This is a genomic window from Bordetella genomosp. 9 (assembly GCF_002261425.1).
GTDB lineage: Bacteria > Pseudomonadota > Gammaproteobacteria > Burkholderiales > Burkholderiaceae_B > Bordetella_C.
On sequence record NZ_NEVJ01000003.1, the window covers coordinates 3,353,756 to 3,367,949 of the forward strand.

General features: G+C 67.6%; 12 protein-coding genes. 7 read left to right on the plus strand and 5 right to left on the minus strand.

Translation table 11 applies throughout. The annotated features are described in order from the left end of the window. Positions 1-13 precede the first annotated feature (13 nt). From gspE to CAL26_RS26300, 3 genes are all read left to right on the plus strand, one after another. A complete protein-coding gene (gene gspE / locus CAL26_RS26290) occupies positions 14-1,438 on the plus strand; it encodes a type II secretion system ATPase GspE (protein WP_094849555.1) in 1,425 nt (474 codons plus the stop codon). 5 nt (positions 1,439-1,443) lie between these two features. Continuing rightward, positions 1,444-2,655, plus strand: coding sequence for a type II secretion system inner membrane protein GspF (gene gspF / locus CAL26_RS26295; RefSeq protein WP_094849556.1), 1,212 nt, complete (start codon positions 1,444-1,446; stop codon positions 2,653-2,655). A gap of 88 nt (positions 2,656-2,743) precedes the next feature. Beyond that, positions 2,744-3,082, plus strand: a complete 339-nt coding sequence (locus CAL26_RS26300; RefSeq protein WP_094849557.1) for a four-helix bundle copper-binding protein — start codon at positions 2,744-2,746, stop codon at positions 3,080-3,082. 11 nt (positions 3,083-3,093) lie between these two features. Here CAL26_RS26300 and CAL26_RS26305 read toward each other — a convergent pair whose 3' ends face one another. Further along, entirely contained in the window at positions 3,094-3,294 is a 201-nt protein-coding gene (locus CAL26_RS26305) for a hypothetical protein (protein ID WP_143277503.1), read from the minus strand. A gap of 198 nt (positions 3,295-3,492) precedes the next feature. Between CAL26_RS26305 and CAL26_RS26310 the strand changes: the two genes are divergently transcribed. Further along, positions 3,493-4,758 carry a hypothetical protein gene (locus tag CAL26_RS26310; protein ID WP_143277504.1) on the plus strand — a complete coding sequence of 422 codons (1,266 nt, stop codon included), beginning with the start codon at positions 3,493-3,495 and terminating at the stop codon, positions 4,756-4,758. Here CAL26_RS26310 and CAL26_RS26315 read toward each other — a convergent pair. The 3 genes from CAL26_RS26315 to CAL26_RS26325 all read right to left on the minus strand — a co-directional run bounded on the left by CAL26_RS26315 (position 4,711) and on the right by CAL26_RS26325 (position 7,668). Then, positions 4,711-5,382, minus strand: coding sequence for a YrbL family protein (locus CAL26_RS26315; RefSeq protein WP_094849560.1), 672 nt, complete (start codon positions 5,380-5,382; stop codon positions 4,711-4,713). The genes CAL26_RS26310 and CAL26_RS26315 overlap by 48 nt on opposite strands. Before the next feature lie 308 nt (positions 5,383-5,690). After that, the gene (gene ssb, locus CAL26_RS26320) at positions 5,691-6,215 is read right to left on the minus strand and encodes a single-stranded DNA-binding protein (RefSeq protein ID WP_094849561.1); all 525 of its coding nucleotides are present in this window, start codon (positions 6,213-6,215) and stop codon (positions 5,691-5,693) included. A gap of 268 nt (positions 6,216-6,483) precedes the next feature. Continuing rightward, positions 6,484-7,668: an MFS transporter gene (locus CAL26_RS26325; protein WP_094849562.1), complete on the minus strand. Its 1,185-nt coding sequence runs from the start codon at positions 7,666-7,668 to the stop codon at positions 6,484-6,486. 152 nt (positions 7,669-7,820) lie between these two features. Between CAL26_RS26325 and uvrA the strand changes: the two genes are divergently transcribed. The 3 genes from uvrA (at position 7,821) to CAL26_RS26340 (ending at position 13,047) form a co-directional block, all read left to right on the plus strand. Next, the gene (gene uvrA / locus CAL26_RS26330) at positions 7,821-10,718 is read left to right on the plus strand and encodes an excinuclease ABC subunit UvrA (RefSeq protein ID WP_094849563.1); all 2,898 of its coding nucleotides are present in this window, start codon (positions 7,821-7,823) and stop codon (positions 10,716-10,718) included. 73 nt (positions 10,719-10,791) lie between these two features. Further along, positions 10,792-11,457 carry a glutathione S-transferase family protein gene (locus tag CAL26_RS26335; protein ID WP_094849564.1) on the plus strand — a complete coding sequence of 222 codons (666 nt, stop codon included), beginning with the start codon at positions 10,792-10,794 and terminating at the stop codon, positions 11,455-11,457. Between the two features lie 147 nt (positions 11,458-11,604). Then, complete coding sequence (locus tag CAL26_RS26340; protein WP_094849565.1) at positions 11,605-13,047, plus strand: DHA2 family efflux MFS transporter permease subunit; 1,443 nt, start codon at positions 11,605-11,607, stop codon at positions 13,045-13,047. Here the strand turns inward: CAL26_RS26340 and CAL26_RS26345 are convergent. Further along, a complete protein-coding gene (locus tag CAL26_RS26345) occupies positions 13,041-14,177 on the minus strand; it encodes a deoxyguanosinetriphosphate triphosphohydrolase (RefSeq protein WP_094849566.1) in 1,137 nt (378 codons plus the stop codon). The two genes, CAL26_RS26340 and CAL26_RS26345, sit on opposite strands and share 7 nt — an antisense overlap. Positions 14,178-14,194: the final 17 nt, after the last annotated feature.

Genomic DNA, 14,194 nt, shown 5'->3' on the forward strand with positions numbered 1-14,194 from the left:
CGGAGATCACGCGATGACCACCCTGCCCTATGCCTGGGCCCGCGCACAGCGCGCCCTGCTGACCATCCGCCCGGAAGGCGCGCAGCTGACGTTCAGCCCGCGCACGCCCGACTGGGCGCGCGCGGAGGCGCGGCGCCATCATCCGCTGGCGCAGGAACGCGAGATCGCCGACGAGGAACTCGAAACGTTGCTGGCGGCCGCCTACGCCCAGGCCGGCGACGCGGCCAGCGTGGTGGCCGCGTCCGAAAACGAGATCGACCTGGACCGGTTGATGCAGGACATCCCGGAAATCGAGGACCTGCTCGACACGCAGGACGACGCGCCCGTCATCCGCATGATCAACGCCCTGTTCACCCAGGCCGCGCGCGACGGCGCCAGCGACATCCACATCGAGGCCTTCGAGACGCATTCGATGGTGCGCTACCGCGTCGATGGCACGCTGCGCGACGTGGTCAGCCCGCGGCGCGCGCTGCATCACGCGCTGATCTCGCGCATCAAGATCATGGCGCATCTGGACATCGCCGAAAAACGCCTGCCGCAGGATGGCCGCATTGCCCTGCGGGTCGGCGGGCGGCCCATCGACGTGCGCGTGTCGACGCTGCCCACCGGCCATGGCGAACGTGCGGTGCTGCGCCTGCTGGACAAGGAAGCCGGCCGCCTGCGCCTGGAAAGCCTGGGCATGGCGCCCGCCGTGCTCGCGCGGCTGGACAGGCTGATCCACCAGCCGCACGGCATCGTGCTGGTCACGGGCCCCACCGGCAGCGGCAAGACCACCACCCTGTACGCATCCCTGGCGCGGCTGGATGCCGGCACCACCAATATCCTGACCGTCGAAGACCCCATCGAATACGACCTGCCCGGCGTCAGCCAGACCCAGGTGAACGCGCGCATCGACCTGAGTTTCGCCACCGCCTTGCGCGCCATCCTGCGGCAGGATCCGGACGTGGTCATGATCGGTGAAATCCGTGACCTGGAAACCGCGCAGATCGCTGTGCAGGCGTCGCTGACCGGACACCTGGTGCTGGCGACGCTGCACACCAACGACGCCGTGTCGGCGATCACGCGCCTGACCGACATGGGCGTCGAGCCCTTCCTGTTGTCATCGTCGCTGCTGGGCGTGCTGGCGCAGCGGCTGGTGCGGCGGCTGTGCCCGCACTGCAGGCAGACGGCCGAACAGGAGGATGGCCGCCCTGCCTGGCGCGCGGTGGGCTGCGCGGCGTGCGGCCACACCGGATACAGCGGCCGTACCGGCATCCACGAACTGTTCGTCATCGACGAGGAAATACGCCGCCTGATGCATGACGGCGCCGGCGAGCTCGCCATGCGCCGCGCCGCCGAGGCCGCCGGCATGCGCACCATGCGGCAGGACGGCCAGCGCTGGGTGGATGGCGGCGAAACCTCCGCCGAGGAAATCCTGCGCGTCACGCGCGACGATTGATACCCATGCCCTCCTACAACTTCGAAGCCGCCGACGCCACGGGCCGCCTGGAGCGCGGCATGATAGATGCCGACTCGCCGCGCGGCGCGCGCAACGCGCTGCGCGCACGCGGGCTCACGCCGCTGGACGTGCGCGATGCGTCCGGACGCCATCGCCCGGGCTCCGCGCGTTGGCTGGGCAAGCATCTCAGCGACGTCGAGCTCGCCTGGTTGACCCGCCAGATCGCCAGCCTGCTGGCGGCCCGCCTGCCGCTGGACGCGGCGCTGACCGCCACGCTGGAGCAGGCCGAAAAGCGCCACGTCGCGCAGGCGCTGTCCGCCGTGCGCGCCGACGTGCGGGCGGGCCATCGGCTGGCCGACGCGCTGGCGTCGCGGCCGCGCGATTTTCCCGATATCTACCGCGCGCTCGTGGCGGCCGGCGAGGAATCCGGTGACCTGTCGCTGGTCATGGAACGGCTGGCCACCTACGTGGAACAGCGCAACGCCCTGCGCGGCAAGGTGCTGACGGCCTTCATCTACCCCGCCATCGTCGCCGTCGTCTCGGTGGGCATCGTCTTCTTCCTGCTCGGATTCGTGGTGCCGCAGGTCATCGGCGCCTTCAACCAGACGCATCAGCAGTTGCCGCTGATCACCCGCATCATGGTCGCGATGAGCGACATCGTGCGCGATTGGGGCGCCATCGGCGTAACCGTGGCGGTTGCCGCGTTCGCCGCATGGCGCTGGAGCCTGCGGGCCGCCCCCGCCCGCCTGCGCTGGCACGCGCGGGTGCTGCGCCTGCCGATGGCCGGCCGCTTCGTGCTGGAGATGAACGCCGCGCGCTTCGCGTCCACGCTGGCCATCCTGTCGGGCAGCGGCGTCTCGCTGCTGCGCGCCTTGCAGGCCGCGGCGCAGACGCTGACCAACGACCGCCTGCGCGCCGCCGTGGCCGACGCCACCGACCGGGTCCGCCAGGGCGCGCCGCTGGCCGCCTCGCTGCAGACGCAGAAAACCTTTCCGCCGCTGCTGGTGCACCTGATCGGCAGCGGCGAACGCACCGGCGAACTCGCCCCCATGCTGGACCGCGCCGCCGCCACCCTGTCCGCCGACCTGGAAAGGCGCGCCATGGCCATGACCGCGCTGCTGGAACCCTTGATGATCCTGATCATGGGCGGCGTGGTGCTGGTCATCGTGCTGGCGGTGATGATGCCCATCATCGAGATCAACCAGATGGTGCAATGACGGCCGGCATGGCCGATGCTGAGACGTCCCTGTCTCAAATCGCCGGTAGGCGCCCACCGTCCTGCCGACATGGCCAGGAGTCTCCGCAATGAATCCCATCTCCTCCAGTATGCAGCTTTGCATCGACGAATGTCTGCGCTGCTATCAAACCTGTATCGCCATGGCGATGAACCACTGCCTGGAAGCGGGCGGCCGCCATGTCGAGCCCGAGCACTTCCGCCTGATGATGGCGTGTGCCGAAATGTGCCGCACGTCCGCGCATTTCATGCTGATCGGCGTGCCCCACCATCGGCACACCTGCGCCGATTGTGCGACGATCTGCCGCCAATGCGCCGATAGCTGCGACGAGCTGGACGGCATGGACGAGTGCGCGACGATGTGCCGGCGCTGCGCGGACGCCTGCGAACGGATGGCCGACGGGGCCTGATTCCGCGGTGGTCATCGCATTCGCAAGGCAGGGTTCCTCGAATAGACCACTTTCGTCACGACGTTGCCGGTCTTGGGGATGGGCAGCGGGGCGTTCTTCGTCACGTTGTTCTTTGACGGATCGGCGTAGAACCAATTGTCGCCGCTGTAGCCATACACCACGATGTATTTCGGATTGCCCAGCTGGTCGCCCTGCGGGATTCCCCATCCCACCACCACGGGCGACTTGGTCCTGATCTGGGCACGCGCGGAGCGGCGCAGGCGCGGTCACCGCACCCCGTCCGAATTCTGAAAATTTGATGAAAATTCGACGCACCGTAACCGACACTGGCGCGCAGAAAAACTTCCGCGAGCGACATGCCCTCGATATCCACGGCGCGCAACGCGGCGCGGCCGCAGGGGCGCCGAACAATGGATACTCCCAGGACCGCCAATACGTCCAGATGCGCGCAGGTCCTGCGCTCCCTCATCGAACCTGGCCGGGGCCCGCGCCTGCCCTGGGTCATGCTGCGTCCGCGCGACGCCGATGGCGACGACATCTTCGAAGGCGACTTCGACTTCCTTATCGATGACGCGCGCTTCGACGAGATACTGGCGCGCGTGTTCGCCGTTTGCCAGGAAGCCGGCGTCAGCTTCATCCTGCGCCAGTCGTCGCCCTTCAAGCGGCAGATCGAGCTGCTGCACGACGACCAGCGCCGCGTAACCCTGGAATTCTGGCCGCAGGCCGAACTGCGCACGCGCGGCGACGTCGGCCGGCTGAGCCGCGGCGGCGTCGACTACGCCACCTATGAACGATTGGACGCCAAGGATCGCGAGGCGCTCCTGGCCGCGCTATTCCTGCTGCACCTGCACCACAAGCGCAAGAAGCTGGACGTGCCGCTGGTGCGCGACCGCCTGGCCTACTTCGCCGACCGTGTGGCGGATATCCCGGGATTGAGCGGCGCCATGCGCGGCCTGCTGGCCGGCACCCTGGGACTGGACGCCGCGCACCACACCGCGACGGCCTACCTGCTCGAACACAACATTCCAACCGTATCGCCCATCGCCATCGCCTTCAAGCGCCTGGCATGGCGCATACGGCGGCTTGCGCATTGGCCTGCGTGGCGCACGATCGCGGTGGTCGGGCCGGACGGCAGCGGCAAGGGCACGCTGATCGACGCCGTCCGGGCCAGTCCGCTGGGACGTCGGTTTCGTTTCAAGCGCTTCAAGCGCCTGTTCCGCAAACCGCTGTTCTACTGGGGCCGCGAACCGCGCAACGTGCGCGAGGAAAAAAGGCTCTGGCTGGTCCTCCCCATCGCGTGGATCGCCTTCACGCTGGCGCAGCTGTTCGGCGGCTGGCGCCGTCCGCTGGTGCTGGACCGCTATTTCTACGATTACTTCGTCCGCAACGTCCGCCTGACCGCGACGCAGCCCTTCCGGCGCATCGCGGCATATGGCGCGTGCAGCGCGCTGGCCCCGCCGCCGCGGCATCTCATCGTCGCCACCTGTCCGCCGGACGTCATCCACGCACGCAAACAGGAAATGTCGCGCGAGGCCATCGAATCCCTGTACGCCATGTACCTGGATCAGGTCCGGCGCGGCCGGCTCCCCGCCACGCTGTTCTGCCATACCGGCGTCAGCATGGAAGAATCAAACCGGCACGCACTGCTTTTTCTTGGGCACCCAGAGCCGGCTTGACCGGTCGCGCAGCATGTCCAGCGTTTTTTCGCGAAACGATCGGGCCTTGTGCCGCGCGGCCCATTGCTCCAGCGCCGTGAACCTGCAGCGGGCCCAGTACTTGAAGTCGAAGTGCCGCGTGCCCAGCCCGTCGACGAACACCAGATAGGCGCGCCCGGCCACCGACGACTCCCGCACCAGGAAGTTGTCGATGCCATAGTCGGCCAGGATCACGTTATTGCGGATCAGCCAGTCGCAGGCCTCGTAGACCAGGCCCACGGCTTCCATTTCGCTGATCAGGCCGCTGCGCAAGGCCTGCGACAAGGTCGGACAGGGCGTGCCGTCCGGCCGCTGCACCAGGTCCACCACCAGGCCGCGTCCGCGGTTCGTCTTCACCCAGCCGTGCACGCGCGGCAGGTGCGGCCCTTTGACGCCCGACCGTTCCAGGTGGACGCTGTAGTGCAGGTCGATGTCGTTCTGCGCCCGTTCGTGCTGTGGCTTCGCCACCTTGACCCCTAGCGCGCGGTTCAAGGGATGGCGCCAGACCTCACGATCGTGGCCGGCGCCTATCTTCTCGGCAAGAACCAACACGACGTCCTGACCCGCGGCGGTCTTGCACGACCACTCCGGAGGAAGTGTGCTCATGAAATATTGTTGTCGATGGCTTCTTCATCATTCTGGGTGTGAATCCATTGACATGACAACGATATTTCAGGCGCCGTCGCGTCCGGGCAACGCTGGCCGGGAAAAATTCTTTATGCATCAACTGCTTGCGCATGGATGAGCTGCCGTCCGGCTGCGCCTTTACAAAAATTCGACGCCAGCGGTGCTAATCGGCCAGCGGGGCTGGGAAGGCGGCCGAGCTGGCGAGGACCGGCGCGGCGCCGGCGCAAAGAAAAAGCCCCCGCGCAGCCAGGCTGGCAGGGGCCTTCCAGGAAACGGCTCGGCAGGCTTCAGAACGGAATATCGTCGTCCATGTCCGTCAGGTTCGCCGCGCCGCCGCCACCGCCGCCGGCGGGCGGGCTGGCCGGACGCTGCGGCGCCGGGCGCTGGGCCTGCTGGCGCGGGGCGCGTTGCGGCGCGTCGTCATATCCACCGCCACCGCCGCCGCCGCCGAAACCACCGCCGCCTTCGCCGCCTTCACGGCCGCCCAGCATCTGCATCTGGTCGGCCACGACTTCGGTGCTGTAGCGGTCGGCGCCGGTGTCCTTGTCCTGCCACTTGCGGGTCTTCAGGCGGCCTTCGATATAGACCGAGCGGCCCTTCTTGAGGTATTCACCGGCAATTTCCGCCAGGCGGTTGTACATGACGACGCGATGCCATTCGGTTTCTTCGCGCCGCTCGCCGGAGGCCTTGTCCTTCCACTGCGACGTCGTCGCGACGGACAGATTGCAGATGGCGCTGCCTTCGGGGCTGTAGCGCACTTCGGGATCGCGCCCGAGGTTGCCGACGAGGATGACTTTATTGACAGATGCCATGTGCTGATTTCCCTAGATTGCCCATCCCGGAACGGTCCATGGGGCAAATAACTTCATTTGAATGTGCGTCGCGCCGGATCGGAGCGACGCGATCCCGCGCTATGCTGATCAGGCGCCCGACGTCGGATGCGTCCGTCGGCCCGGACAGCGATACGGCAAGCTTACCGCACCTGCGGGCCGAATTTTACCGACGTGGACAAAACCGTCGCGCTCGCCCTGCACAGCCATGTACCAGGGTCGGGCCAGCCCCTGCGCGATCGAGTCCGCGTCAGCCCAGCGGTTTCAAGCCCCAGGTGGCCGCCAGCCACACCACCGAAAGACCGGCGACCGTCAGGAACACGGCGCCCGGCCCCGCATGGGCAGCCAGTATCCCGCCCAGCGCCCCGCCGCAGAACAGGCCGGCCGCCTGGGACGTGTTGTAGAAGCCCAGCGCCAGCCCCTTGTACGCGGCCGGCGCGACGCGCGAGACCAGCGACGGCTGCAGGGCTTCCAGCACGTTGAACATCACGAAGAACAGGGTCAGCAGCACCAGCATGGCGTGGAAACTGCCCTGCCCCCAGCGCATCAGCCCCAGCACCACGATCAATCCCGCCACCGCGCCGACCAGCGCGCCGCGGTGCGCGCGATACTTCTCGGCCACGAACACCACCGGCACCATCAGCACGAAGGACACCACGATGACGGGCAGGTAGATTTCCCACAGGTCGTGCACGTCCAGGCCGTCCAGCCGGGCCATCAGCGCGGGCACGACCACGAACAGCGACACCTGGATCAGGTGCAGGCAGAACACGCCGAAGTTCAGCCGCAGCAGGTCGCCATGCAGCAGCACCTGGGACGGCCTGGCGCCGCGCATGGCGCGGTTGCCGCTCAAGGGCGCGACAGGCACCCACCAGCGCGCCACGGCGAAGCTGAGCACGCCCAGGCAGGCGATGGTCCAGAACAGCCCCGGCAACCCCCACCAGCCGGTCAGCAGCGGCGCGGCGACCAGCGACACGGCGAAGGACACGCCGATGGACGCGCCGACCATGGCCATCGCGCGGGTGCGGACCTCGTCGCGCGTCGCATCGGCGATCCAGGCAGTGATGGCGGCGGAAATCGCCCCGGCGCCCTGTACCGCGCGGCCGATGGTGATCCAGAAAACATTTGGGGACAGGGCACAGATCACGCTGCCCACGATGAACAGCACCAGGCCCAGCAGCACCACCGGACGCCGGCCCCAGCGGTCCGACGCCAGCCCGAACGGTATCTGCAGCACCGCCTGCGTCAGCCCGTAGATGCCCATCGCCAGCCCGACCTTGGCCGGATCGTTGCCGCCGGGCAGGCCGCGCGCGGCCACCGCGAACACTGGCAAAAGCAGAAACAGCCCCAACATACGGCAGGCAAACAGTCCTGCCAGGGCGATGCTGGTGCGTCTTTCGTTGGGGGTCAGCTGAAGGCGGAGGCGTGACGGCATGCGGGGGAATCGGGTCTGCTGCGCGCGATCTGATTGTTGTGGAACGGCGGGTAAACGCGACGCCCGTGCAGAACGGCCTGGCCACGACCCCGAACACGGACGAATTCGGCGCGCTATAGTAACAAGTTGGCCTTTGGAATTGCTTAAACCCGATGGACGCGATACGCATTCGGGGTGCACGCACCCACAACCTGAAGAACGTCTCGCTGGATCTGCCGCGGCAGAAACTGGTGGTGATAACGGGTCTGTCCGGTTCGGGCAAGTCTTCGCTCGCGTTCGACACACTATACGCGGAAGGCCAGCGCCGATACGTTGAAAGCCTGTCGGCGTATGCCAGGCAGTTCCTGCAACTGATGGACAAGCCGGATGTCGATCTGATCGAGGGCCTGTCCCCGGCGATTTCCATCGAGCAGAAGGCCGCGGGCCATAACCCGCGTTCCACCGTCGGCACCATCACCGAAATCCACGATTACCTGCGCCTGCTGTTCGCCCGCGTCGGCACGCCGTATTGCCCCGACCACGGCTTGCCGCTGCAGGCGCAGAGCGTCAGCCAGATGGTCGACACGGTGCTGGGCTGGCAGGCGGACACGCGGCTGGCGATTCTCGCGCCGGTGGCGCGTGCCCGCAAGGGCACCTTCGAAGACGAAATCGCCAGCCTGCAGGCACAGGGTTACGTGCGCCTGCGCGTCGATGGGCAGATGGTCGAAATCGACAGCCTGCCGGCGTTGAAGAAAACCGAGAAACACGACATCGACGTCGTGATCGACCGCCTGCGCGTGCGCGCCGAAAGCGGACAGCGCCTGGCGGAAAGCTTCGAAACCGCGCTGGCGCTGGCCGACGGCCGGGTCGTGGCGCTGGACATGGACGGCGCGCACGAGCATGTATTCTCCAGCCGCTACGCCTGTCCGGTGTGCAGCCACAGCCTGCCCGAACTCGAACCGCGGCTGTTCAGCTTCAACAATCCGATGGGCGCCTGCCCGAGCTGCGACGGCATCGGCCAGGTGGGCTTCTTCGATCCCAAGCGCGTGGTGGCGTTTCCGGAGCTCAGCCTGGCGGCCGGCGCGATCCGCGGCTGGGACCGCCGCAACGCCTTCACGCATTCGCTGCTGACCAGCCTGGCCGCGCACTACGAATTCGATATCGAAGCGCCTTTCGAAGCCTTGCCGGAAGCGGTGCGCGACAAGGTGCTGTACGGCTCGGGCGAAGAGGAAATCGCCTTCGTCTATCTGAACGAAAAAGGCCGCAGCACCGTCAAGCGCCACGTCTTCGAAGGCGTGATTCCCAATCTGGAACGGCGCTGGAAGGAAACCGATTCGGCCACCGTGCGCGAAGAACTGGGCAAATACCGCAACATCAAGGTCTGTCCCGCCTGCCACGGCTCGCGGCTGCGCGCCGAAGCGCGCCACGTACTGATCGGCGCGGAAAAGCGCGACGACAGCGAGCGTCGCGGCCTGGCGATCTACGAAGTGGAAGGCATGCCGCTGTCGGACTGCCTGCGCTGGTTCCAGGAACTGGCGCTGACCGGCGCCAAGCAGGAAATCGCCCAGCGCATCGTGCGCGAGATCGAGGCGCGGCTCAGCTTCCTGAACAACGTGGGCCTGAACTACCTTTCCCTGGATCGCAGCGCGGATACGATCTCCGGCGGCGAGGCCCAGCGCATTCGCCTGGCCAGCCAGATCGGCTCGGGCCTGACCGGCGTGATGTACGTGCTGGACGAGCCCTCCATCGGGCTGCACCAGCGCGACAACGACCGCCTGATCGGTACGCTGCAGCACCTGCGCGACCTGGGCAACAGCGTCATCGTGGTCGAGCACGACGAAGACATGATCCGTTCCGCCGACTGGGTCGTGGATATGGGTCCCGGGGCCGGCGAACATGGCGGCCAGGTGGTGGCGCAGGGCACGCCGGCGCAAGTGCAGGACGACGCGCAATCGCTTACCGGCCAGTACCTGAGCGGCCGCCGAGCCATCCAGGTACCCGAGCGCCGTCCGGTCACCGACGAGCTGCCCTGGCTGGTGGTGGCCGGCGCCAGCGGCAACAACCTGAAGAACGTCGACCTGCGGGTGCCCGCCGGCCGGCTGGTCTGCGTGACGGGCGTGTCCGGATCGGGCAAGTCCACGCTGATCAACGATACCCTGGCGGTAGCCGTGTCGCGCCAGCTGCATCACGCCCAGGCCGAACCGGCGCCGTTCGTCGCGCTGGAAGGCCTGGAGCATTTCGACAAGATCATCAGCGTCGACCAGAGCCCGATCGGCCGCACGCCGCGCAGCAATCCCGCGACGTACACCGGCCTGTTCACGCCCATCCGCGAATTGTTCGCCGGGGTGCCGGAAGCGCGTACGCGCGGCTACGACCCCGGGCGCTTCAGCTTCAACGTCAAGGGCGGCCGCTGCGAAGCCTGCCAGGGCGACGGCGTGGTCAAGGTGGAAATGCATTTCCTGCCGGATATGTACGTGCCCTGCGACGTCTGCCAGGGCAAGCGCTACAACCGCGAAACGCTGGAAATCCGCTACCGTGGCCGCAACGTCAGCGAAGTGCTGGACCTGACGGTCGAACAGGCGCTGGAGTACTTCGATTCGGTGCCCGCCATCTCGCGCAAGCTGCACACGCTGATGGACGTGGGGCTGTCCTACCTGCGCCTGGGCCAGAGCGCGACCACGCTGTCGGGCGGCGAAGCGCAGCGCGTCAAGCTGTCGCAGGAACTGTCCCGGCGCAGCACCGGCCGCACCCTGTACATCCTGGACGAGCCCACCACCGGGCTGCATTTCCGCGACATCGAACTGCTGCTCAAGGTACTGAACCAGCTGGTCGACGCCGGCAACACCGTGCTTATCATCGAGCACAACCTGGACGTCATCAAGACCGCGGACTGGGTGGTCGACATGGGTCCGGAAGGTGGCGACGGCGGCGGCCGCGTGGTGGCGCAAGGCACCCCGGAAGACGTGGCGCGGACCGCGGGCAGCCACACCGGGCACTACCTGCAGCGCGTGCTGGAGGCCGCCAACGCCGTGCCGCCCGCCGCGACGCCGCTGCGCAGGAAGGCGAAGTAGACTGCGAAGGACGGCGTCTCCACGCGGGGCGGACACGCCGCTGCAAACAAAGCCCGATTATCCTGGAGCGTCCATGTACACCCTTCTGATCGGCAACAAAAACTACTCGTCGTGGTCGCTGCGGCCGTGGCTGGCGTTGAGCGTGGGCGGCATTCCATTCAAGGAAGAAAAACTCACGCTGTTCACGCCCGAGTTCGCGGCCCGGCTGGCGCCGCTGACGCCGTCGGGCACGGTGCCCCTGCTGCTGGATGGCGATTTCGCGGTCTGGGATTCGCTGGCCATCTGCGAATACGCGGCCGAACGCCATCCGCAGGCGCGGCTGTGGCCCGCCGACCCGCGCGCCCGCGCCCGCGCGCGTTCCCTGGCCGCGCAGATGCACAGCGGCTTTGCCGATCTGCGCAATGTCCTGCCCATGAACATCGAAGCGCTGTTGCCCGGCATCGACATCCCGCCCGCGGCACAGCAGGATATCTCGCGCGTGCAGGCGATCTGGCAGGATACGCGCGCGGAGTACGGCCAGGGCGGCCCCTTCCTGTTCGGTGCGTTTTCCATCGCGGACGCCTTCTTCGCGCCGGTGGTGTCCCGCTTCTTCACCTACGGCGTCACCGCCGCGGCGGGCCCGGTGCGCGAATACATGGACGCGATCGTGGCGCTGCCGGCCATGCAGGCCTGGATGCGCGACGCCAGGGCGGAAGGGATCTTCCTGCCGCCCGACGAACCCTATCGCACGCAACGCTGAGCCGCCTGTCGAAATCCGCCGCCGTCGATCGTCGTGTCGGGCAAGGACAGGCGTGGGCAGGCGCGGACCGCCCCCGGCCCGTGCTCCACGGCCATGCTCCACGAGCCGCGCCCCACGATCCACGATCCGCACTACAGGAGAAGACACATGACACACGGCATAGAAGGCCGTAAACGCTGGTATGCGCTGACGGTGCTATGCCTGGGCGTATTGATGATCGTGCTCGACACCACCATCGTGAACGTGGCGCTGCCATCCATCCGCGCCGACCTGGATTTCACCGAAACGTCACTGGTGTGGGTCGTCAACGCCTACATGCTGACCTTTGGCGGCTTCCTGCTGCTGGGCGGCCGGCTGGGCGATCTCTACGGCCACCGGCGCATGTTCCTGGCCGGCCTGGCGCTGTTCACGCTGGCCTCACTGGCCTGCGGCCTGGCGCACACGCGCGAATTCCTGATCGCCGCGCGCGCCGTGCAAGGCCTGGGCGGCGCCGTCGTCTCGGCGGTATCGCTGTCGCTGGTGATGAACCTGTTCACCGAAGCGGGCGAGCGCGCCAAGGCCATGGGCATCTACGGTTTCGTCTGCGCGGGCGGCGGCAGCATCGGCGTACTGCTGGGCGGCCTGTTGACGTCCACCCTCAGCTGGCACTGGATCTTCCTGGTCAACCTGCCCATCGGCGCGGCGGTCTATGCGCTGTGCCTGGCCCTGATCCCGCGCGGGCGCGGCATGGCCATGGACGGCCGCCTGGACGTGGCCGGCGCGATCACGATCACGGCCGCGCTGATGCTGGCCGTGTATGCGGTGGTCAACGGCAATGAGGCGGGCTGGGGCTCCACGCAGTCCGTCGCCATGCTGGCAGCCGCGGTCATCCTGCTGGCGCTGTTCCTGGCCATCGAGGCGCGCGTGCGCGCCCCGCTGGTGCCGCTGCGCCTGTTCCGCCTGCGCAACCTGGCCGTGTCCAACGTGGTCGGGGTGCTGTGGGCGGCGGCGATGTTCGCCTGGTTCTTCATTTCGGCGCTGTACCTGCAACTGGTGCTGGGTTACGACGCCATGCGGGTCGGCCTGGCGTTCCTGCCGGCCAACCTGATCATGGCGGCGTTCTCGCTGGGGCTGTCCGCCCGGCTGGTCATGCGCTTCGGCATCCGCCTGCCACTGGCAGGCGGCCTGCTGATCGCCGCCATCGGCCTGGCGCTGTTCGGCTACGCGCCCGTCCATGGCAGCTTCGCGCTGCACGTGCTGCCCGGCATGCTGCTGCTCGGCCTGGGCGCCGGCGTCGCCTTCAATCCCGTCCTGCTGGCGGCGATGAGCGACGTCCAGCCCGACGAATCCGGCCTGGCGTCGGGCATCGTGAACACCTCGTTCATGATGGGCGGCTCGCTGGGACTGGCGGTGCTGGCCAGCCTGGCGGCCGCACGCGCCCATGCCGCCACCAGCGCGGGCGCGGCGCCCGCCGCGGCGCTGAACCAGGGTTATCAGCTGGCCTTTCTATGCGGCGCGGGCTTCGCGCTGGCCGCCGCCATCCTGGGCGGAGGCTGGCTGCGATCAGCGCAAAGCCCGCGCCCGCAGGCGCCCGCGCCCCACCATCAATAGGACATGTCGAACAGCCGCTTGTGCTCGCGCATGGCGTAGCGGTCGGTCATGCCGGCGATGTAATCCGAGATGGCGCGCGGCTGGGCGTCGCGCCGCAGGTAATCCGGCGGCAGCAGGCGCGGATCCGCCAGGAAGGCGGTGAACAGGTCGCGCACGATGCGGCGCGCCTTGGACGTCATGCGCATCACGCGGAAATGCCGGTACAGGTTCTCGAACAGGAAGCGCTTGAGCTCGTCGGCCTCGGCGCGTATGCCTTCGGAAAACCCCACCAGCGCGGGCGCTTCGCGCACGTCGTCCACGCTTTCCGGCCGGTGCCTGGCGATGCGTTCCGCCGTCGTATCGGTCAGGTCGACGATCAGCGTGTTGATCATGCGGCGTATGGTTTCCGCGATCTGCCGGCGTTGCGGAACATCGGCGAACTGCGCCGCCACGCCATCGTAATGGCGCGCGAAGATGCGTACCTCGCGCATCTGCTCCACCGTCACCAGGCCGGACCGCAGCCCATCGTCGATATCGTGGTTGTTGTAGGCGATCTCATCGGCCAGGTTGGCCAGTTGCGCCTCCAGCGACGGCCGGCGGCGGCGGATGAAGCGCTCGCCCACCGCGCCCAGCTGCCGCGCGTGCGCCAGCGAACAATGCTTGAGTATGCCTTCGCGCGTCTCGAAGCACAGGTTCAGGCCGTTGAACGCGGCGTAGCGCTCTTCCAGCTCGTCGACCACGCGCAGGCTCTGCAGATTGTGCTCGAAGCCGCCGGCGCCGGGCGCCAGCTCGTGCATGCAGGCGTTCAGTTCATCCTGGCCGGCGTGGCCGAAGGGCGTATGGCCCAGGTCGTGCGCCAGCGAGATGGCTTCGGTCAATTCCTCGTTGACGCGCAGGCTGCGCGCCAGCGTGCGCGCGATCTGCGCCACTTCTAGGCTGTGCGTCAGCCGCGTGCGGAACAGGTCGCCTTCGTGGTTGATGAACACCTGGGTCTTGTATTCCAGCCGCCGGAAGGCGGTGCAATGGATGATGCGATCGCGATCGCGCTGGAATTCCGTGCGGTTCTGCGGCGGCGCTTCGCTGTGCGCGCGGCCCAGGCTGCGCAGGGGATCGGCGGCGTAGGGAGCCAGTGTGTCCGCGTATGTATTCATAGGGCAATGATCGTTGA